The following is a 20,098-nucleotide window of genomic DNA, read 5'->3' as shown; positions in this document are numbered from 1 at the left end:
GACGGGTCGGGGGCGGTGGGAGGACCCCTTCCCGCCCCGGGGCGGCACCTCGGGGGAACACGAACGCGGCCGCCCCTCCGGAGGGAGGGACGGCCGCGTGGAGCAGACCAGCGGGCCCGTACGGCCCGCGCGGGACTACTTGAGGGTGACGGTGGCGCCGGCGCCCTCGAGAGCGGCCTTGGCCTTCTCAGCGGCTTCCTTGTTGACGCCCTCGAGCAGCGCCTTCGGGGCGTTGTCGACGAGGTCCTTGGCCTCCTTGAGGCCCAGGCTCGTGAGGCTGCGGACCTCCTTGATGACCTGGATCTTCTTGTCACCGGCGGACTCGAGGACGACGTCGAACTCGTCCTTCTCCTCGACCTCGGCCGGAGCGGCACCCGCGGGGCCGGCGACGGCGACGGCGGCCGGGGCGGCGGCGGTGACGTCGAACTTCTCCTCGAAGAGCTTCACGAAGTCGGCCAGCTCGAGAAGGGTCATGCCCTCGAAAGCGGTAAGCAGGTCTTCGTTGCTGAGCTTCGCCATGATGCGGTTTCTCTTTCTCTACAGACACGCGCGCCTGTCGGCACCACGTGCGAGCCGTCGGCGGGGCACCCTCGGCGCCCGCCGTGGTTCAAAAGGTTCAGGCAGCTTCCTGGGAACGCTTGTCCGCCAGGGCCTGTGCGAGACGCACGGCCTTGGAGGGAAGCGCCTGGAAGACGGCGGCGGCCTGGCCCTGCTTGGCCTTGACCGCGCCGGCAAGCTTCGCGAGGAGAACCTCGCGGGACTCCAGATCGGCCAGCCTGGTGATGTCCTCGGCGCTCATCGACTTGCCGTCGATGATGCCGCCCTTGATCACCAGGGGCGAGTTCGCCTTCGAGAAGTCGCGCAGACCCTTGGCGGCCTCGACCACGTCACCGTGGACGAAGGCGATGGCGGACGGGCCCACCAGAAGATCCTGGATCTCCTGGTCGACGCCGGCCTCCTTCACCGCGATCTTGGTCAGCGTGTTCTTGACGATGCGAAAACGCGCGTTCTGGCCGAGGCTGTTGCGCAGGTCGGTGATCTGCGCGACAGTGAGCCCCCGGTATTCGGTCAGCACGGCGCCGTTCGACTCACGGAGTTCCTCCGTGAGCTCGGCGACCGCGGCTGCCTTGTCCGGCCTCGCCATGGGACTCCTTCCAACATTGACTTCGACCCCACGCCTGACGGCGGGGTAGCCCGCACCCTGCGGGGCGGAGCCGGAACGAACCAGCTCCCCCTGCGCCGACCCTCCGGCGACGGGGGCCCTGTGGGCCACCGCTACCGATCGGTGCGGGTACGAACGCCGGTCGGCTCCCAAGAACTCGCGCGATCGGCGTCAGCACGAGAAAAAGCCCCGAGCGCCAGGCGCACGGGGCACGACCGCGTTCTCTCGGCGCGGAGTGCGCGCCCGGAACGGGAAAGCTCTAGTGACACCTGCGCGGGCGCCCATCGCGGATGGGTCTTGGGCCACCCCTGCGGGTGGCGACCAGCGGTCTTCGGTAAGACCCCATCGTATCGGACTCCGCGGAGTGCTCGCCGCCGTCGGGCCGGGGAACGGGTGTGATCGCGCCCACCCGGTGGCCGGGGCGCCCGACCCGTCGTGGCCGCCCCCCACGGGAACGGCCCCCGGTCCGCGGTGGTGGACTCGGGGGCCGTTCGGGGCTGCGATGGGGCTACACGAAGCGCCTCAGGCGTCGAGCGGGATGCTCGGGCCCATGGTCGTGCTGACCACGGCCTTCTTGATGTAGCGGCCCTTGGCGGCGGACGGCTTGAGGCGGTTCACCTCGTCGATCGCGGCCTGGTAGTTCTCCAGGAGCTGCTGCTCGTCGAAGGAGGCCTTGCCGATGATGAAGTGCAGGTTCCCGTGGCGGTCCACGCGGAACTCGATCTTGCCGGCCTTGATCTCGGTCACGGCCTTGGCCACGTCCGGGGTGACGGTGCCCGTCTTCGGGTTCGGCATCAGGCCACGCGGACCGAGCACGCGGCCCAGGCGGCCGACCTTGCCCATGAGGTCCGGGGTGGCGACGACGGCGTCGAAGTCGGTGAAGCCCTTGGAGACCTTCTCGATCATCTCGTCGTCGCCGATGATGTCGGCGCCGGCGGCGAGGGCCTGCTCGGCACGCTCACCGGTGGCGAAGACCAGGACCCGAGCGGTCTTGCCGGTGCCGTGCGGCAGGTTCACGGTGCCGCGGACCATCTGGTCGGCCTTGCGCGGGTCGACGCCCAGGCGCAGGGCGACCTCGACGGTCGAGTCGAACTTGGAGCTGGAGGTCTCCTTGGCGAGCTTCACGGCCTCGGCGGGGCCGTGGAGCTTGTCGCGGTCCACCAGCTCGCTGGCTTTGCGGTGGTTCTTGCTGCGCTTCACGCTGTTCTCCTAGGGAACGTGTGGTCGTCGGGCCAGCGCCTGGCCCTGCCACGGTGGTTCTTGGACGTCGAGCATCCCCGGTCGCTCCGGCCCCGTCCGGGGTCGGTGCCACCGCGGGGACTACTTGACCTCGATGCCCATCGAGCGGGCGGTGCCGGCGACGATCTTGGACGCGGCCTCGATGTCGTCGGTGTTGAGGTCGGGCAGCTTGGTCTGCGCGATCTCGCGGACCTGCTCGGCGGTGATGGAACCAGCCGTGCTGCGGCCCGGGTCGGTGGCGGCCTTGTCCAGCCCGGCGGCCTTCAGGATCAGCCTCGGCGCCGGAGGCGTCTTGGTGACGAAGGTGAAGGAACGGTCCTCGTAGATGGAGATCTCTACGGGGATGACGTTGCCGCGCTGGGACTCCGTGGCAGCGTTGTACTGCTTGCAGAAGTCCATGATGTTGACGCCGTGCGGACCGAGAGCGGTACCAACGGGCGGCGCCGGGGTCGCCTGACCGGCGGGGAGCTGCACCTTGACGAGTGCGGCCAGTTTCTTCTTCGGAGGCATATCGGGTCCTTTGCCTGATCTGCGTTGTGTGCTGGTCCCTGGCCTCCCTGCGGCGCCGGGCAGTCGTGGCGATCGCGGCAGCACCGCTGCCGAAGGAGGCGCGCCCCCGTGCCCGAACGGCGCGGGGGCGACGACCCGCCGGGACCTGGCGGGCCGTGACGTGCCCTACCTGGACAGGACACGGGAGTGGGTCCACCACGAGGGTGGACCCACCAAGTCTATGTTGCCGTGACGAGTGCCTTGACGGCCGTCGGCGGGCACGGCACCCCGCCGGGCGGCGGCCCGGGTCAGATCTTGGCGACCTGGGTGAAGGACAGCTCGACCGGCGTCTCGCGGCCGAAGATCGACACGAGCACCTTGAGCTTCTGGGTGTCCGGGTTGATCTCGCTGACCGTGGCGGGCAGCGTCGCGAACGGGCCCTCCATGACCGTGACGGACTCGCCGATCTCGTAGGCCACGTCGGAGCGGGCATCGCCGCCGGACCTGGACTTGTTCGCCTGCTCCGGCTCCTGCTCCGGCTCGGGCGCGAGGAGCTTGGCGACCTCGGTCAGGCTCAGCGGCGCGGGCTTGTTGGACAGGCCCACGAAACCGGTGACACCGGGGGTGTTGCGGATGGCCGACCAGGACTCGTCGGTCAGGTCCATGCGGACGAGCACGTAACCGGGCAGGACCTTCTCGGTGACCTGCTGGCGCTTGCCGCTCTTGACCTCGGTGACCTCGTGCTCGGGCACCTCGACCTGGAAGATGTAGTCCTCCATGTTGAGGGACTGGGTGCGGCTCTCGACGTTGGCCTTGACCCGCTTCTCGTAGCCCGCGTAGGTGTGCACGACATACCAGTCGCCGGGCAGCAGGACCAGTTCGTTCTTGAACTCCTCGACGGGGTCCAGGCGCGGGGCCTCCTCGGCCTCCTCCTCGCCCTCGTCGCCGTCGGCGTCGTCCTCGGTGGTGCTCTCGTCCGCGTCACCGGTCAGAACAGGGCTGTCTGCGTCGGCCTTGTCGGCTGCGTCCTCGGACAGCTCGCCCGCCAGGCCGGTCTCTTCCGCAGACGACTGATCCGGCTCCTCATCGGGGAAGTCGTCAGAGGTCAGTGGGGACTCGGACACGGCTGCTCTTTCTCTCGTCGGATGCGCTCTGCGAAGCGACGCACGCCGAACAGCGGTCTGCGTCGAACCCAGTCATGCCAGCTTACGGTCTCTCCGGGCGATGCGGGACCAACGCGCGGACGAAGCAGGGCCGCGCCCCGGTCGACAGGAGGCGCGGCCCGCAAGAGTGGGTCAGACGCCCGCCGGGCGGCCGAAGGTGCCGTAGAGCCAGGTGATGGCCTCGCCGAATCCCCAGTCGAGGAGCGAGACGTAACCGAGGACGACCACCACGAAGACGAGGACCACGATGGTGTAGGTCACCAGCTCGCGGCGCGTGGGCCAGCGAACCTTGCGCAGCTCACCGACGACCTGCTTGGTGAACGTCACCGGACCGGTACGACGCTTCGGCTCCTTGTCGGGCTTCGCGTCGGCGTCAGTCTGTGTCACCTGGGGTCCTTAGGGTCGCGGGCTGCCAGAAATCCCCGTAGTTCCGATGCCCCGTGCGGAGTGGCGACCCGAGGGCCGCCGCTCCGCGCGTGCGGTCTTGCAGGGCAGGAGGGACTCGAACCCCCAACCGCCGGTTTTGGAGACCGGTGCTCTACCAATTGAGCCACTGCCCTTGACGGAAACTGCGCTCCCACCATAGCCGGTCGCTGCGCACTACGCACACTGCGTGCCCAAAGACACGTGGACCACGACCGTTCGGCGCGACCGAGTGTATGCCCATCCGTGCGATCTGGACAAACCGGTAGGGCCTCGGCACCCCGGGCTGCCAGTGCCTGTCCTGCGCGCTCGGCGACGAGGACCTGGCGGAGGGCGGGCCGGATCCGGAAGCTGTTGGGCGGGGCGCGGTAGCGGCGGCCCCCGCGCGGACGGGGAAGTGCGGTGTCCTGGCACCGGGAGCGCCCGTCATACGGCAGGCTTGGTTCATGGAGACACCGACCAGCGCTCGCCGATTGGACCGGCTGCCCAAAGCCCACCTGCACCTGCACTTCACCGGCTCGATGAGGCACTCGACCCTGGTCGAGCTGGCCGCGGAGCGCGGTGTGCACCTGCCCCAGGCCCTGGTCGAGGAGTGGCCTCCCCGGCTCCGCGCCACGGACGAACGCGGATGGTTCCGCTTCCAGCGCCTGTACGACGTCGCCCGTTCGGTGCTGCGCGAGCCGGAGGACATGTACCGGCTGCTGCGCGAGGCCGCCGAGGACGAACGCGCCGCCGGATCCGCCTGGCTGGAGATCCAGGTCGACCCGAGCGGGTACGCGGCCCTGTTCGACGGGCTCACCGCCACCCTGGAGCTGATCCTGGACGCGGCACGGGCCGCCGAGCGCGACACCGGGGTGGCGATCGGCCTGATGGTGGCCGCCAACCGGACCCGGCACCCCCTGGACGCGAAGGCCCTGGCACGGCTGGCCCGGCAGTACGCGGGCAGGGGGGTCGTGTCGTTCGGGCTGAACAACGACGAGCGCCGAGGGCGGGCCCGCGAGTTCGAGGGCGCCTTCCGGATCGCCCGCCGGGCCGGTCTGCTGTCCACCCCCCACGGGGGCGAGCTCCAGGGCCCGCGCAGCGTGCGCGAGTGCCTGGACGAGCTGAGCGCCGACCGGGTGGGGCACGGTGTCCGCGCCATCGAGGACCCGTACCTGGTGGAGCGGATCGCCACGCAGGAGGTGACCCTGGAGATCTGCCCGACCTCCAACGTCGGCCTGGGCGTGTACGAGGACCTGGAGCACCTGCCGCTGCGCAGGCTCTTCGACGCGGGCGCCCCGATCGCCCTGGGGACCGACGACCCGCTGCTGTTCGGCCCGCGCCTGGTGGAGCAGTACCGGATCGCCCGCGAGGTGTTCGGCTTCTCCGACCCCGAGCTGGCCGCGCTGGCCGGGATGTCCATCCGCGGTTCGGGCGCGCCGGACTCGTTGAAGAAGGAGCTGCTGGGCGGGGTGGAGGCCTGGCTGTCCTCCGAGCCGGAGCAGGAGCCTACGCCAGGAGCATCCACGCCCCCTGGGCGAGCATGACGGCTCCGGCCCCGAAGAACAGGACGGCGGCACCGATCTGGATCGCGCGCTCGGGGAGCTTCTTGCCGAGGACCGCGCCGAGGGCGATGGCGATGGCGTCGGCGGCGACCATGCCGACGGTCGAACCGATCCAGACGGGGAGCCAGTGGTGCTGGGTGCCGACCGTGATGGTGGCGAGCATGGTCTTGTCGCCGAGCTCGGCGACGAGGAAGACCACGAAGACGGTCATGAACGCGGAGCGGATCCGCTTGGAGGCGGCGCGCTTCTCGTCCTTGTCGGACATCTCGTCGCCGCGCAGGGTCCAGAACCCGAAGAAGAGGAAGGCCGCGCCGGCCACGAGGGTGAGCCAGTCGGTCGGGAGGGCGGCGCCCAGGGCCTCGGCGAGGAAGACGCTTCCGGCGTGCACGACGAGGGTGGCCGCGGTGATGCCGAGGATGACCGTGAGGGCGCGGTAGCGGGTGGCCAGGGACATCGCGACGAGTTGGGTCTTGTCACCCATTTCGGCGATGAAGATGGCGACGGCGCTGAATCCGAGGCCCGCGAGAAAAGCAGTCATGCGTCTCCCCCCGTACGAGGTGGTCAGGGCGGAAGGAGGCGGAGAACACCCCTTCAACCCGGTTGTTCGGAACCGGGTCAAAGGTCTCGTCCGCCCGCCGCACCGACGCTGGGGCCCGTGTGACCGGGGCTTCCTCGTCAGGTCGGGCTCGTACGACCGGGCCGTTCGGCGGCCAGCATGTCGACCGTACGCATTGGGGACTACTCCCCTTCGACACACGTACTTTATGCCGCAGGGGCGATGAATCGCAATTCATCGCCCCTGCGCATTTGTTTATTCGGAGTGGCTCCCGGAGGAGTTCGGCGCACCGAACTTCTTTCTTCGGAAAAAGGCACTCTGTTATTCGGTGAACCGCCCCGGCCGTCCCGGGACCGGCGCCGGCGGCGGCGGCACCTGCCCGCCGGGGGTCAGAGGGAGACGCCGACCATCACCGGCTCGTTGACCAGGCGGACCCCGAAGGCCTCCTCGACTCCGTCGCGGACGTCCCGGGCGAGGGCCAGGAGGTCCTCGGTGGTGGGCGAGGGCGGGGAGGTGGTGAGGGCGAGGACGTGCTTGGAGGAGATACGGGCCGTTCCCCTCGCGTGGCCCCGGAACCCCGCCCGGTCGATGAGCCAGGCGGCGGACAGCTTGACGTTGCCGTGCCCGTCGGGGTGTCCGGGCATCTCGGCGTCCGCTCCGAGCCGCTGGACGGCCCGCGCGCGCACGGCGGCGAACTCCTCAGCGGTGACCACGGGGTTGGTGAAGAAGGACCCGGCGCTGCGGGTGTCGGGGTCGTCGGGGTCCAGGACCATCCCCTTGCCCCTGCGCAGGCCCAGGACGGTGTCCCTGGCCTGCTCCAGCGGGACCCTGTCGCCGGTCCGGGCGTCCAGGGTCCGGGCGACCTCGGCGTAGGCGATCGGGCGGCTGAGCTTGGCGCGGCGGAGGGCGAAGACGACCTCGCACACCACGTACCGGTCGTCGCCCTTGAAGGCGCTGTCGCGGTACGTGAAGCCGCACTCGGCGTTCGTCATGACGCGCCGCTCGCGGGCGTGCCGGTCGTAGACCAGCACCTCGCGGACGGTCTGGCTGACGTCCTGGCCGTAGGCTCCCACGTTCTGGATGGGGGTGGAGCCGACCCTGCCGGGGATCCCGGAGAGAAACTCCAGCCCGTTGAGCCCCTCGGCGACGGTGCGCTCCACGAGCGGGTCCCACCCGACGCCCGCTTCGGCGCGCAGCAGCACGACGGGCTCGCCGGTCCCGGGGTCGGTCTCACCGGTCTCCTCGAAGGAGACCCCGGGGGTGTCCACGAGGACCACGGTGCCCGGGAATCCGTCGTCGGAGACGACCAGGTTGCTGCCGCCGCCCAGGATGAGCACGGACTCTCCCGCGGTGTCCGCCGCGGCGACCGCCTCGACCAGCTCGTCGGTCGTGCGGACGGTCCGGGATGTGGTGGCCGGACCGCCGAGGCCGAGCGTGGTGTGGTCGCAGAGCCAGAGGACCTGGTTCTCGGGGGCCTCGTTCTCGGGGACTGTGGACACGGTTACCTCGCTGCTTCGCTACTGCCGTCAGGCCAGGCGGACGACGGCTTTGGACTGCACCAGGACCTTCGCGCCGCCGGATCGGGCGGTCAGCAGGACCGTGACGGTGCCGTCGTCGTTCTTGGACTTGACCTTGCCGCCGACGGTGATCTCGGCGCCCTCGTCGTCGTCCGGGACGACGACGGGCGCGGAGAAGCGCACCGAGTAGTCGACGACGCATCCGGGGTCGCCGGTCCAGTCGGTGAGCACCCGCGCCGCCTCGGCCATCGTGAACATGCCGTGCGCGATGACGTCGGGGAGGCCGACGGACTTGGCGAAGCGCTCGTTCCAGTGGATGGGGTTGAAGTCTCCGGAGGCGCCCGCGTAGCGGACGAGGTCCAGGCGGCGGACCGGGAAGGTCCGCTCGGGCAGCTCGGTGCCGACCTCGACGTCGGCGTGGCTCAGCCTGCTCACGATCGCGTTCCTCACGTTCCTGTGGATGGGGTCACTCGCCGCGCACGACGAGCATCATCGTGGTGGTGACCACGTGTTCGCCGTCGGCGTCGTCGGCCACGGTCTCCAGGGTGAGCAGCTCGTTGCCGCCGAGGGACTTGATGCCGGTGATGCGGGTGACGCTGCTGAGGACGTCACCGGCGTGCAGGGGGCGGCTGTAGTGGAAGCTCTGGTCACCGTGCACGACACGGGAGAAGTCGACGCCCAGCGCGGGGTCGGCGATGGCATGCGCGGAGCCGGCCATGCCCAGGATCACCGGGAAGGTGGGCGGCGCGATCACGTCGGGGTACCCGGCGGCCTTGGCGGAGGCGGCGTCGGTGTACACCGGGTTGGGATCGTTGACCGCCTCGGCGAACTCCCGGATCTTGCCCCGGGTCACCTCGTAGGACTCCGGCGCGGGATACTCCCGGCCGAGGTAGTCAGGGTTGATCGCCACGCTCTCCCTCTCCTGTCCTGGTTCTGCAACGCGGGCCGCGGGGGCCCGGGCACGCGAACAGCCCGGCGAGCGGATCGCTCACCGGGCTGGAAGTCTATGAGAAGCTCACGTCGGCCTCAGCCGCGCCGCTCGCGAGGACCTAGCGGGTCTCGCGGTGCTCGTTGTGCTTACGGCAGTTCGGGCAGAACTTCTTGATCGCGAGCCGGTCGGGGGTGTTCCGACGGTTCTTGCGCGTGATGTAGTTACGGTGATTGCACTCCTGGCAGGCCAGGGTGATCTTCGGCCTCACGTCTGTGGCAGCCACTTCGGAGTGCCTTTCTCGCTGGAAACAGTACCTAGTACGCAGTAGAACACTGCAAAGCACCCGCGACGACCCCTGAGATCGATGTCCCAGGGGTCAACGGGTTGGTAGCGGGGGCCGGACTTGAACCGACGACACAGCGATTATGAGCCGCTTGCTCTACCGACTGAGCTACCCCGCCCCGATCAACGGAACCCGGCCCCGTGGGGACCGGTCCCGGTTCAGGCCGGTAGATGCTCCACCGGCCACCCACCTGAGTGGACCGGACCTCGTCAAGTGGTGGAGCCCCTTTACGGAATCGAACCGTAGACCTTCTCCTTACCATGGAGACGCTCTGCCGACTGAGCTAAAGGGGCGCGCTGTGGGGCTTGTGTCGACCGCCCCGGGGGTGTTGCCCCCTTGCGCTGGTCATGACTATACAGGGATTCCGGGGTGGTCTGCCAAATCGGATGCCCCCGCGACCCGGGCGGACCGGCCGAACCGGGGAAAACCCCTGTTCGGAGCCGGTTCCCAACACGTCCCGAAGCCTGATGTGATCCAGGCCGCGCCCGGCCCCCGCCGCCCGTGGGCAGCCGCGGCCGGGCGTCAGACCATCCCGTCGGAGACCCACACGTTGGACATGGCGTCCCGGTTGAGCGTGCGGATGGTGGCGGGCAGCCCGAGCCTGCGCAGGGCGTCGGAGAGCCGGGTGTCGTGCGTGAACACGATCAGCTGCCGGTGGCGTCCCACCTCCGCCAGGACCGAGGACAACCCCTCCACGGTCTCGGTGTCCATCGCCTGGACCGGGTCGTCGAGCAGCAGGAAGCCGAACGGGTTGCCGTCCACCAGGGTGCGCGGCAGGCAGATGGACAGAGCCAGCGCCTGGAACTCGCCCTGGCTGAGCAGGCCGGGCGCGCTGGTCTGGTCGTCGACCCCGTCCACCGTCACGTCCACCTCGACCCGGCGCCGGGCTCCGCGCCCGATCAGCCGCATGCCCTGGAGATCGATGTGGCGTTCCTGGCGCAGCCGGAACCACACCTGCTCGGCCTGCGAGGCGACGGGTCCGAGCCGTTCGGCCCTCAGGCCCCGCGCCTGGTCGGCCAGCCAGTTGAGGGCCGTCTCGGAGTTGTTGAGGACCTCCCTGGCGCGGAGGGCGTCCTGGGCGTCGTCCAGCCAGCCCGCGAGCCGCTCGGCGAGGTCGCCCCACCCTCCGCTGGGGTCCTCCAGCCGCTCGGTCGCCTCCCGGCGCGCGCTGATGGCTGCGCTGCGGAGCCTGCGCCCGATCGACTCGATGTGCTCGGCCAGCTCGCCGAGGTCGGCGATGTCGGACCCGGACTCCCACAGGGCCCAGACCTGGCCCAGCTCGCTCTCCGGCGGCAGCCACCCGGGCGTCGGCGAGAGCAGGAAGCGGGCCTGGTCGCGGGCGGCCGCGGCGCGTTCGTAGGCGGCCGAGGCGGGGGCGGCCTGGGTCCTCAGAGTCCTCAGCTGGGCGTTGGCCCTGCGGGCCCAGTCGGCGCCGAGGGCCCCGGGAGCGGAACAGGTGGGGCAGGTGGCGTCGGTGGGGTGGCGCTTGTGGTGTTCCAGCGCCTGTTCGAGGAGCTGGACGACGCCGTGGGCGTGGTCGCCCTTGCTACCCGCGGCCATGGCCAGCTCCATGCCGGCGCCGCGCAGCTCGTTGACGACGTCGGAGATCACGGTCCGCTCGGGGACCGAGAGCCGCCGCAGGCGCCGCAGGACGACGTGCAGGGCCGGGTCGCTGGGCCCGTCGTCGGCGGCGATCCCGCGGAGGGCCTCGATGTCGAGGTGCTGGCCACCGAGGAGCTGGACGGCCCGGGCCGCGCGGGGGTCGCCGGAGGACCGCAGGGCGTCGAGCAGGTGGCCCAGCTCGCGTGAGGGCCTGTCGCGGCGCTTGGCCAGGGAGTCGCAGACCTTGGCGAGCCTGCGCTCGGCCTCGGCCAGCCCGGTGAGTCCGAGGAGGGCCGTGAGGGTGTCGTAGAGCTCGGCGGAGCGCCCCGTGACGGTGCGGCCGAGTTCGTCGTAGGAGAGGAAGGGTCGGTAGCGGACGAGGCTCTCGCCCCAGTCCAGGGTGCGGAGCGGCGCCACCTCGCCGTTGGGCCAAACGACCTCGCCGCGCGCGGAGCGCACGCTCTCACCGGTCCAGCGGCGGCTGATGCGGGTGGGGCCCTCGTCGCCGGCGACGTGGATGTCCACGGTCGCCTCGGTGCGTTCGTCGTAGTGCAGGTTGCGCCAGCCGTCCCTCCAGCCGGTGGGCATGGCGTCCCAGCGGGGGTTGCGGCCGGTGAGGGCGGCCTCGGCGGCCTCGGCGAAACTGGACTTGCCGGAGCCGTTGCGGCCGACGATGACGGTGAGTCCGGGGCCGGGCGGGAAGGTGAGCTCGGAGGGGCGGCCGATGCCGCGGAAGCCCTGGACCCGGATGCCGGTGAGGTAGGAGCGGCGGACCCGGGCAGGCGGAGCCGCTGGTGCCGCGGGCACGCCGGAGACCGCGTCGGGGATGTGCTCGCCGTCGAGGAGCGCGGTGAGGGCGTCCTCGCCCCACAGGGCGGCGGTGACCCATGACCGGACCTCCCGCGGCAGTCCGGAGCCCGCCAGGGCGTCCAGGAGCGCGGTCGTGGTGGGGTCGTCCCCGGCCGACGGGGCGCTCTGCGCGTCCGAACCGCCTCCGCCGAACGTCTCGGGTACCCGAGTCACCTTCGTCACCCCGCTCTGTTGTCGTTGCCGCACCAGCAGACTAGGACAGGTGGGGAGGAAGCGTTTGTGGTTCGCCCCGGCGGTTTCCGGCCGCCCGACCCGGACCCCGCCCGTGCAGGGGGGTTCGGGCTGTCCGGAGCCCGTACGTGACCCGCACCACTCACACGCCGACCAGGCGCCTCCTGCTGCCGTCCCACGTGAAGTGCATCGTCGCGATGCCCGGAACGTTGGGGTCGCGCAGGCACTCGTAGATGTTGAGGCTCGGCACGCTGGCGAAGCAGCCCCACACCCGTTCCGAGGTCAGGACGAAGTCCAGGTCCAGCTCGACGAGCAGGCCCAGGAGGCGCCCATGGGTGGGCTCGTCCACCTTCGCGAACGCGTCGTCCAGCAGGATGAGCCTGGGCGCCCAGGGGGCACGGGTGGCGAGGGCGTCGAAGTGGGCGGCCGCGGCGGCGAACAGCACCAGGTACGCGACCACGCGCTGTTCGCCCTGGCTGAGGGCCGTGCGGTGGCCGAGGCGGCGTTCGTCGCCCGCCCCGTCGGTCACGTAGACCGTGAACGTGAACCAGGACCTGTAGTCGAGCGCGGCCCGCAGCTGGGCACCGCCGGTGGCGGTCGGGTCCAGGCGGCGGATCGCCTCGATACAGCGGCGCAGGGCGTCGCGCAGGCGGGTGGTCTGGACGCGGGTGCGCTCCTCGGCGGGCGTCGCCAGGAGCGGGACGACGGCCTCCACGTCGGCGCCCGCGTCGGGGGCCAGGCGCCAGTCCAGGCGGACTCCGAGGCCGGCGGAGGTGGTGACGTCCTTGAGGACGTCGTTCATGGTCGTGATGAGGGCTCGTGCCTCGTCGATCTGGCGGGCCAGGTGACCGGCCAGCTCCCCGAGCAGGTGGCGCTCGAAGGCCTCCTCCTCGGCGACCGCGACGGCCTCGTCTGCGCGGGTGGCGGAGGCGGTGATCCGCTCGGCGTAGGCGGTGACGTCGTGGGCGCCGTCCTCGTCGTGGACCGTGAGGCGCTTGAGCCCGCGCGGCTCGCTGAGCTCGGTGCGGGTCTGCGCCCACCCGGCGGAGGTGAGCAGGCGGTGCAGGTCCTCACGGCTGCTGAGGATGGCGCTGTCGTCCACCTCGGGCGCACCGGCCTCCTCCTGGGCGGAGAGACCCTCCTCCAGCAGGCCGACGAAGGCGTCCAGGAGGGCGAGTCGGGCGTCCGGGCCGAGCGCGGACGCGTCGGGGGCGGGAGGCGGGTCGGCCTGGCCCTCCGCCGGGGTCCCGCCGTGGGGGGCGGAATGGGCGAGGTAGGCGGCGAGGTGACCGTCGTCCGCGGCGCAGGCGTCCAGACCCGCCGCACGCAGCAGGACGGCGTCGGGCACGTCGGTGTCGTCGATCCCGGTGCCGCCCGGGAGGGTGACGGCGCGGACGAGCCGCTCCCCCGCCCCGAGGGCTCGGCGCACCTGCTCGGCGCGCTCCTGGGTGGCGACGACCAACCGCGCCTCGGCGCTGACCCGTTCGTCCCGGGCGCGCTGGGCGCCGCGCTCTAGTTCGGGCAGCCGCCGGGCCGCGTCCTCGGCCCTGGCCCTGACCTGGTCGCGGGCCGCGTCGATCTGCTCGCCGGGGACGCCGCGGGCCCGGTCGCCGAGCTCGAACTGGCGGCGAACGGTGATCATGTCGTCGATGGCGGCGGCCCGTGCGTCCTCGGCGAGGACGCGGGCGGCCCGTGCGGCGTGCCAGCCGGCGACGTGGTGCTCGTGGTCCGCGAGCTCCCAGGCGAGGACGTCCAGGTCCCTGAGTCCGGAGCCGACGAGCACGCGCAGGTGGTCGAGGGCGCGCAGGGTGCTGTCCAGCTCGGCGCGGGCGCTCGGAAGGGCGTTCACGTCGGCCGAGGTGCGCAGGCTGGAGCGGATGTCGAGGAGCCCGGTCCGGCAGTCCTCCGCGGCGCGGTCCGCGGTCCCGTGGGCGCGGCGGGCGGCGGCGACGTCACCGCGGGCGACGTCCAGGACGGCCCAGGCGCGGATGAGCGGGGCCGGGTCCGGCAGGCTCCGGGACACCTCCAGGAGTTCGGCGTAGGACTGCTCGACGGCCCAGCGGCGCTCGCCCGCCTCCGCGAGCAGGGCCTCGGCGATGGCCATGCGCCGGTCGGTGTTGGCCGACTGGCGGTCGCGGGCGCGTTTGCGCGCGGCCTCGCCGATGTACTCGGGCTCGCTCTTGTCGTGGGTTCCCGAGGCCACACCGAGGCGCCAGCCTCCGGTGAGCGACATGGAGCTGACGGTGGCGACGGAGCTGTCGCGCCGGTGCTTGGCCTCGTTGTCCTCGGTGGCGCCCGGGACGGGTTCGTCCTCGGAGTGCACGGCGATGGACGAGAGCAGGGTGCGGAGGCTGTCGTGGTTGACGCCGCCGTCGGGGGCGGCGACGGGGACGAGTACGTCGAGGAGGGTCCGCCCCTTGGCCTGCCGTGCGGGCGTGACCAGGAGGTCGCGGGTGCCCGGGTCGTGGAGGGAGCCGTCGGCGCGGATCCACCCGGCGAGCAGCCCGCTGGCCTCCAGCGCCGCCTCCAGGCCCGCCTGTTCGCGGGTCGTGAGGCCGTCGGCGAAGTCGACGGCGAGGTAGAGGGGGGCGCCCTCGCCCCGGGGGCGGGGATAGGTGGCCCAGGGCGCGCGGTCCGGGGCGTGTTCGGCGTTCGTGGTGCGCCGCTCGGCCAGCTCGGCCAGCTCGTCGGAGAGCTGGCCCTCCTCGTTGACGGCGACGTCGCGCCGGGCGCGCAGGTCCTCCAGGAGGGGTGCGACGGCGGTGTGCGCGAGCCGGGAGACCGTGGCGGGCACATCGGGGTCGAGGACGCGCAGGGAGTCGGTGATGGGCAGCTCCACACTGCCCTCCAGCTCGTGGACGGCGTCGCCGAGAGCGTGGGCGTGGCTGGAGTCGCGCAGGCGGGCGGCCCAGTCCCGGACCCCGTCGGCGTAGGCGGTGCTCTCCTCGCGCAGGGCGGCGATGGCCTCGTTCTCGCGCCCGTGGGCGTGCTCGAGTACCGCGTCGGCGCTCTCGGCCTCGCTGGTCAGGGCGACGAGGCGGCGGTCGGCCGCGGCCTCCGCGGTGGTGAGGCCGGTGAGGCGGGCGGCCAGGTCGGCGCGCTCGACGGACTGCTCACCGGTGGTGGTGAGCTGGTCGTGGAGGCGACCGAGGCGTTCGCGCAGGTCATCGAGGTCGATGCCCTCGACGGGTTCGCGTTCGACGGCCTGTTCGAGCCCCTGGAGGTCGACCCGGGTGGTGCTCTCGCGCGGGGCGTGGACGGTGTCGAGCGTGTCCGGGACGGCGCCGAGGAGGGCGGGGTCGATTCCGGCGGCGGTGGCGGCCCGGGTGGCCTCGGCGTGGGTCTGGCGCAGGACGTCGAGTGCGCGGTGGATGGCCGCGGTGTCCTCGCCGAGCCGTTCGACGGTGTGCCGCTCAACCCGTTCGGCGTGCTCGGCGGCGACCCAGGCGGCCTCGGCGGCCCGGATGTAGGCGCCGACGGCGGCGTCGTAGGCGCGCCGTTCGTTTCCGGTGGCGGTGGCCGCGTTGTTCCGGGCTGCGGCGAGGGTGCCGTCGTCGGCCTCGGCGGTGTCGCGGGTGCGGCGGGCCTGGTCGCGCTCCTCGGAGATCTGGCTCTCCGCGGTGATGAGCCGGTCGAGTTCCGAGCGCAGGCGCTCGGTCTCGACGGTCCGTCGGGCTGCGGCGTCGAGTTGTTCGCGGACCTCGGCGGTCCGGGCGCGGAGGGCGTGGACCAGGTAGCCGCGGTAGTCGTCGAGGAAGGCGGTGACCCCGGATCCCGCCTCGGTGAGGGCGCTCTTCTCGGCCCGGGCCTGTTCGAGGTCGGCGATGTTGCGTGCGACCTCGTCCAGGACCGACTCGTCCATGGGCGGGAGGGCCTCGGAGAGGACTCCGACGAGTTCACCTGCCTCCAGCCGGTCGCCGATGGTGGGGCGCCGGAGCCGGTAGAGGAGGTGGATGAGGTTGCGGTAGCGGACGGAGTCGTCGATGCCGAACAGGTCGTGCATCACCCGGGCCCGGTAGGGGACGGGGCTGGTGAAGCAGTTGTCGGCGCCGATCTCCGAGCGGAGCCGGTCGACGGGTTTGGGGCGGCCCTCGGTGACGAGTTCGAGGTCCTGGCCGACCCTCCGGTCGGTGACGAAGAACACGCAGCGCGGGTCGGAGTCGCCGACGGCCATGACGGCGGCGCCGAGGGTCAGGTGGCGTGGCCGGCCCTCCGGAGTGCTCGGCCCGGGCTCCTCCCCGGCGCTGTCGGGGCCGGGTGCCGCGGTCGCGGCGAGCAGCGCGGACGCGCTGGCGGCCCCGGTGGCGGCGAGCAGGGCGGAGGCGCTGTTGGGCCCGGTGCCCGACCGCGCGGCGGCGTCGAGGCCGCGTTCGCCGCGGTCGGTCGTGAACTCGACCCACAGGTAGCCCAGGCGGGTGGCGGGACCGGTGTCGCCGTCGGGTCCGGCCGCGTCGTCGGCTGCCTCCTGTTCGGGGCCCCCGAGCAGGTCGGGGCCGGTCTCCTCCGAAGCGGGCAGGCGTCCGGCGCGGGGGTCGTCGGCCATGAGCCAGCGCAGGCTGGTGCGGTTGGTGCCGGTGGTGTCCAGGCGGCGCACGTCGCCGTCCAGCAGGAACGGGAGCAGCATCTCCAGCGCCTTGGACTTGCCCGCGCCGTTGCGTCCGCGCAGCAGGAGGCGGCCCTCGGCGAAGTCGAGGACGTGGTCGTCGTACTGCCAGACGTTGCGGATGCCCGCGCGTTCGAGGCGGTAGCGCGGGGTGTCGGCCGGGTCAGCCGCAACTGCCCCCGGGGCCTCACTGGTCTCCTGTGTCACCACTGGTCGCGCTCACCTTCTCGTTCACCACCGCTTGCAGCACGGACGTCACCCGGCTCAGGTCGCCGCGGGGATCGGCGGGAGCGTCGGGCGGACCGTCTTCGTGGCCGGAGGGCCCCCGCGTCGGGGCGGGGTGTGTCCGGCTCTCTTCGTCATTGTCCTGGATGAGGGGGATGCGCTCGTCCACGTCGGCACCGTAGCGGGCGGCGGCGGCCGTGAGCCGCCACTCCCCGGGGCCTCCGCGCAGGAGGCCGAGGTCGGTCAGCAGGTCCGTGACACGGGTGCGGAGCCGCTCCGGTTCGGGAACCTCGGGCCCGGCGGTGCGGACCCACTCCGCTCTCGCGGGGGCCTCCGCTCCGCCAAGGGCCTCCAGCGCGGTGCGGAGTTCCCGGTCGGGGACGGGGACGGAGGTGGTGGGCAGGCCGGGGTGCAGGCGGCCGGAGAGGTGTCGGACCAGCGCGAGCGCCACCTGGCCGACGGGATCGTCGGCGGGGAAGGCGGGGTGGGCCCCGGCCTCGTCGGGCATCACCAGCGCGACGCCCTCGGCGCGCACCTCGACGTCGCAGCCGAGCAGGTTGCCGAGCGCGGCGGCGGCCCGCCACTGGTGTGCGGCGAGACGGTCCCGCTGGCGGTCGGGCAGCTCCTCCCGGTAGACCACGGCGGTCTCGGCGAGGAGGCGGCGCAGGGCGGTCTCGCCGTGCTGCTCGCTCTCGGGGTCGTTGTCGGCGGCGCCCGCCAGGAAGGAGTCGGGGTCGTCGGAGGCCTGCGGCAGGTGGGCGGCGACCGCGCGGACGACCTGGGGGTGCGGCCGGACGGCCGGGTCCGCGGCGGCGTCGGCCTGGTGGTCGGCGATGCTGCCGGAGGTCTCGGTGAGGGCGCCGAGCCCCACCAGGTGGGCCAGTGCGGCGCAGTAGGCGCGGCGCTCGCCGAGCCCGCGGCCGGGGTCCGCGTCGATCCCGGCCTCGTGGGCGGCTGCTCGGACCCGGAGGGCGAGGGCGCGGACGGTGGTGGGCTCCGTCTCCTCGACCAGGACGGCCAGGGTCAGGGCGAGGTAGGTGTGGGTGCGCGGGGTGAAGCGGGCGCCGTTGGAACGCGTGAAACGGTGGCCGACCTCGTCGACGAGCCCGCGTTTGACCAGCCGGGCGTAATCGTCGGAGACGTCGAGCCGGTACCCGAGAACGCGCTGGAAGCGCTGGACGAGCCACTCGGCGTGGGAGCGCACGAGGGAGAGCTCGGACGGGTGGGTGCCCTGGGTGAGCAGGGGGTGCGCCAGGAGGGCGCGCGCCGCGGTCTGGCGTTCGCCGATGAGCGCGGCGTCCTCGCTGTAGGTGTCCGTCTCCATCACCCCCACGGTCGGGTTCGGGACAGGTCGATCGCCCCGGTGGTCTCGACGTCCGGATCCGGTCCTGGGAGGTTACCGGTGGTCCCGGGTCCCTCGGTGGAGGTACCGGACGGGTCCCCGACCGTATCCGGTCCGGTCCGGTGGGCGTCGGCCGCGGGGGTTTCGCCGGAGGGGTGCGCCTCGGCGTCGTCGGGGGACCCGGGCTCCACGGGGGGCCGGGGGTCGGGCTCCGGCCCGGCCGCCACCGTTTCGGCGGCCCCCGCCGGCTCGGCCGGGGTGCCGGGGGACCCGTGTGCCGGGGCCAGTGGGTCCGGGTCCGGGACGGCCCTGGCCGGGAAGGCGGTGTCCGGGAAGGCCGTGCCCATGAGGAGCGAGCCGGAGTAGGACGGCGTCCACGCCCCCGGGGCGAGGGGGGCCGAGAGCTCGTCCTCCTCGACGGTGTGCTGGTCGTAGGAGGTGACGCGCAGGCGGAGCCCCTCCAGGGTCAGCTCCCCGCCCTCGCCCCGGATGGTGACCTCGGACCCCGGTGCGGCGCTGACGTGCAGGCGCAGGGAGAACTCCAGGTCGCCGGCGGACGCGGGGCTCCGGCTGGCGTCTCCCGAGCCGAGGGCTGCGGTGAGGAGTTCCATGAGGACCTCCATTCCGGCGCCGGACAGGTCCAGGCGCGCTCGTCGCGGGGTGGGCTCGGTGAGGAGTGCTCGGATCTGGGAGGCGCCCGCGCGTCGCCAGTGCGCGGAGGACTCCGCCGCGTCGCGCAGCCGCGCCTGCTGTGCGCGGTAGTCACGGACGGGTTCGGGCAGTCGGGTGCCGGGGTGCTCGGTGACGGTGCTGCGGTCGGGGTCCGCCTGCCACCAGCTGGTGGTGGCGGCGACGCCCTCGTCCGTGCGGCCCTCCAGGTGGAGTGCGGGATGCAGGCCGTAGGCCGCCGTGGCGAGGTCGTCGGCCCGGTCCGGGCCGGCCTCCTCGAACCAGGTGGCCAGGCGCAGCAGAGCAGCGCGGCCGTGCCGCGGCCCCGGTCGTCCGCCGGAGCCCTGTACGTCGTCCGCGCGGATGTCCGCACGCTGGTTGAGTCCCACAACTCAGCAGACTAGAGACCTCCGGGGCGCGCCACGCCCGGTTCCGGACTCTCCGACCCCGGCAGGTGGCGACTATCACCCACTCTGACCAGGCACTTTATGTATTTTCGGAACTTTCGGACGATTCTCGGGGTCCGCAATGGAGGCGAACCCCACCCTGCCGCGCCGGCCCGGGGCCGCCGATCGGTCCGGACCGCCCGCGTCATTCGGTGTTCGGCAGGGAGAGGCGCCCGTCGTCGGCGTCCTCCAGGGCCTGGCGCACCTCCGGCGACATGTCGTCGTCGTACTCGGTGACCGTGTACGTCGAGAAGTACGCGGTGCCGTTCACGTCCACCGGGTCGCCGAGCTCGACGGCGACCTCGTAGGGCTCGTTCTGGCACTCCTGATCCATGCACCAGGTACCGGACAGCTCCCCCTCGCCCCGTGCGTCCTCCTCCGTCCACTCGGACCACTCCATGTCCGAGAAGGTGGTGAACTCGGTCGCGACGTAGTCGACCGGGTTCTGGTCGTCGAACCCGTTCTCGTCGCCGTACATGTTGAGGACGTGGGCTCCCCCGCCCTCCTGGGGCCCCGGGCCCGGGCCGCCCTCCCCGTTGTCGGGGCTCGCCTGTTCTCCGGGGCTCTCCGTGGCCTGCGGGGCACCGGTGCCCTCGGGCAGCTGCGGGGTGGTCTCCTGCGGACCGCAGGCGGAGACCGCCAGCAGCAGGACCGCTCCGGCCGGGATCGTGCGCTTCATCTCGCCTCTCGCCTCTTCCGTCGGGGCCGGGACCGGCCCCGGCGGGCCCGCGCGGGAACGCCTCGGGGCCCGTCAAGCTGACGACCTGCGTCGAGGCCCCCCGGCGGCTGCCGGGGGGCCTCGA

Annotated in this window: 17 protein-coding genes and 3 tRNA genes; 1 reads left to right on the top strand and 19 read right to left on the bottom strand. The window is 72.4% G+C overall.

Annotation, left to right across the window (positions count from 1 at the left end; translation table 11 throughout):
• Nucleotides 1-135 precede the first annotated feature (135 nt).
• The 7 genes from rplL to ACFWTE_RS21050 form a co-directional block, all read right to left on the bottom strand.
• Nucleotides 136-519, bottom strand: a complete 384-nt coding sequence (rplL, locus tag ACFWTE_RS21080) for a 50S ribosomal protein L7/L12 (protein WP_378781344.1) — start codon at nt 517-519, stop codon at nt 136-138.
• A 97-nt stretch (nt 520-616) separates the two neighbouring features.
• Complete coding sequence (gene rplJ / locus ACFWTE_RS21075; RefSeq protein ID WP_378781343.1) at nt 617-1,144, bottom strand: 50S ribosomal protein L10; 528 nt, start codon at nt 1,142-1,144, stop codon at nt 617-619.
• 540 nt (nt 1,145-1,684) lie between these two features.
• Nucleotides 1,685-2,362: a 50S ribosomal protein L1 gene (gene rplA / locus ACFWTE_RS21070; protein ID WP_378781342.1), complete on the bottom strand. Its 678-nt coding sequence runs from the start codon at nt 2,360-2,362 to the stop codon at nt 1,685-1,687.
• Nucleotides 2,363-2,482: 120 nt separating this feature from the next.
• Nucleotides 2,483-2,911: a 50S ribosomal protein L11 gene (gene rplK / locus ACFWTE_RS21065; protein WP_378781341.1), complete on the bottom strand. Its 429-nt coding sequence runs from the start codon at nt 2,909-2,911 to the stop codon at nt 2,483-2,485.
• Nucleotides 2,912-3,198: 287 nt separating this feature from the next.
• On the bottom strand, nt 3,199-4,014 hold the full coding sequence (gene nusG, locus ACFWTE_RS21060) for a transcription termination/antitermination protein NusG (protein WP_378781339.1): 816 nt from the start codon (nt 4,012-4,014) through the stop codon (nt 3,199-3,201).
• 171 nt (nt 4,015-4,185) lie between these two features.
• A complete protein-coding gene (gene secE / locus ACFWTE_RS21055; RefSeq protein WP_267946703.1) occupies nt 4,186-4,440 on the bottom strand; it encodes a preprotein translocase subunit SecE in 255 nt (84 codons plus the stop codon).
• A 100-nt stretch (nt 4,441-4,540) separates the two neighbouring features.
• Nucleotides 4,541-4,613 (bottom strand) — tRNA-Trp (locus tag ACFWTE_RS21050).
• Between the two features lie 309 nt (nt 4,614-4,922).
• On the opposite strand from ACFWTE_RS21050, the gene ACFWTE_RS21045 reads away from it, so the two are divergent.
• Nucleotides 4,923-6,002, top strand: coding sequence for an adenosine deaminase (locus ACFWTE_RS21045; RefSeq protein ID WP_378781338.1), 1,080 nt, complete (start codon nt 4,923-4,925; stop codon nt 6,000-6,002).
• On the opposite strand, the gene ACFWTE_RS21040 is transcribed toward ACFWTE_RS21045, so the two are convergent.
• The 12 genes from ACFWTE_RS21040 to ACFWTE_RS20985 all read right to left on the bottom strand — a co-directional run bounded on the left by ACFWTE_RS21040 (nt 5,965) and on the right by ACFWTE_RS20985 (nt 19,974).
• Entirely contained in the window at nt 5,965-6,558 is a 594-nt protein-coding gene (locus ACFWTE_RS21040; protein ID WP_378781337.1) for a TMEM165/GDT1 family protein, read from the bottom strand. The two genes, ACFWTE_RS21045 and ACFWTE_RS21040, sit on opposite strands and share 38 nt — an antisense overlap.
• Nucleotides 6,559-6,965: 407 nt before the next feature.
• Nucleotides 6,966-8,075: a UDP-N-acetylmuramate dehydrogenase gene (locus tag ACFWTE_RS21035; RefSeq protein WP_378781336.1), complete on the bottom strand. Its 1,110-nt coding sequence runs from the start codon at nt 8,073-8,075 to the stop codon at nt 6,966-6,968.
• Nucleotides 8,076-8,102: 27 nt separating this feature from the next.
• The gene (locus ACFWTE_RS21030; protein ID WP_267946708.1) at nt 8,103-8,528 is read right to left on the bottom strand and encodes a MaoC family dehydratase; all 426 of its coding nucleotides are present in this window, start codon (nt 8,526-8,528) and stop codon (nt 8,103-8,105) included.
• Nucleotides 8,529-8,559: 31 nt separating this feature from the next.
• Entirely contained in the window at nt 8,560-9,003 is a 444-nt protein-coding gene (locus tag ACFWTE_RS21025; RefSeq protein WP_378781334.1) for a MaoC family dehydratase N-terminal domain-containing protein, read from the bottom strand.
• 139 nt (nt 9,004-9,142) lie between these two features.
• The gene (rpmG, locus tag ACFWTE_RS21020) at nt 9,143-9,307 is read right to left on the bottom strand and encodes a 50S ribosomal protein L33 (protein ID WP_013156089.1); all 165 of its coding nucleotides are present in this window, start codon (nt 9,305-9,307) and stop codon (nt 9,143-9,145) included.
• 102 nt (nt 9,308-9,409) lie between these two features.
• Nucleotides 9,410-9,485 (bottom strand) — tRNA-Met (locus ACFWTE_RS21015).
• Between the two features lie 99 nt (nt 9,486-9,584).
• Nucleotides 9,585-9,660, bottom strand: a tRNA-Thr gene (locus tag ACFWTE_RS21010).
• Nucleotides 9,661-9,889: 229 nt separating this feature from the next.
• Nucleotides 9,890-11,992: an AAA family ATPase gene (locus tag ACFWTE_RS21005; protein WP_378781332.1), complete on the bottom strand. Its 2,103-nt coding sequence runs from the start codon at nt 11,990-11,992 to the stop codon at nt 9,890-9,892.
• Between the two features lie 160 nt (nt 11,993-12,152).
• On the bottom strand, nt 12,153-16,823 hold the full coding sequence (locus tag ACFWTE_RS21000; protein ID WP_378781331.1) for an SbcC/MukB-like Walker B domain-containing protein: 4,671 nt from the start codon (nt 16,821-16,823) through the stop codon (nt 12,153-12,155).
• On the bottom strand, nt 16,801-18,162 hold the full coding sequence (locus tag ACFWTE_RS20995; protein ID WP_378781330.1) for a TIGR02678 family protein: 1,362 nt from the start codon (nt 18,160-18,162) through the stop codon (nt 16,801-16,803). The genes ACFWTE_RS21000 and ACFWTE_RS20995 overlap by 23 nt, the downstream gene beginning before the upstream one ends.
• Nucleotides 18,162-19,238, bottom strand: coding sequence for a DUF2397 family protein (locus ACFWTE_RS20990; RefSeq protein ID WP_378781328.1), 1,077 nt, complete (start codon nt 19,236-19,238; stop codon nt 18,162-18,164). The genes ACFWTE_RS20995 and ACFWTE_RS20990 overlap by 1 nt, the downstream gene beginning before the upstream one ends.
• A gap of 202 nt (nt 19,239-19,440) precedes the next feature.
• Nucleotides 19,441-19,974: a hypothetical protein gene (locus ACFWTE_RS20985; RefSeq protein ID WP_378781327.1), complete on the bottom strand. Its 534-nt coding sequence runs from the start codon at nt 19,972-19,974 to the stop codon at nt 19,441-19,443.
• Nucleotides 19,975-20,098 lie beyond the last annotated feature (124 nt).

The sequence above is a fragment of the Nocardiopsis sp. NPDC058631 genome (genome assembly GCF_042716955.1).
Taxonomy (GTDB): domain Bacteria; phylum Actinomycetota; class Actinomycetes; order Streptosporangiales; family Streptosporangiaceae; genus Nocardiopsis.
Note: the sequence above shows the minus strand (reverse complement) of the source record. Positions and strands in the feature narration are given on the sequence as shown.

Coding starts and splice junctions, on each gene's coding strand:
- rplL (WP_378781344.1), bottom strand. CDS start 519: ATGGCGAAGCTCAGCAACGAAGACCTGCTTACCGCTTTCGAGGGCATG.
- rplJ (WP_378781343.1), bottom strand. CDS start 1,144: ATGGCGAGGCCGGACAAGGCAGCCGCGGTCGCCGAGCTCACGGAGGAA.
- rplK (WP_378781341.1), bottom strand. CDS start 2,911: ATGCCTCCGAAGAAGAAACTGGCCGCACTCGTCAAGGTGCAGCTCCCC.
- ACFWTE_RS21045 (WP_378781338.1), top strand. CDS start 4,923: ATGGAGACACCGACCAGCGCTCGCCGATTGGACCGGCTGCCCAAAGCC.
- ACFWTE_RS21040 (WP_378781337.1), bottom strand. CDS start 6,558: ATGACTGCTTTTCTCGCGGGCCTCGGATTCAGCGCCGTCGCCATCTTC.
- ACFWTE_RS20995 (WP_378781330.1), bottom strand. CDS start 18,162: ATGGAGACGGACACCTACAGCGAGGACGCCGCGCTCATCGGCGAACGC.
- ACFWTE_RS20985 (WP_378781327.1), bottom strand. CDS start 19,974: ATGAAGCGCACGATCCCGGCCGGAGCGGTCCTGCTGCTGGCGGTCTCC.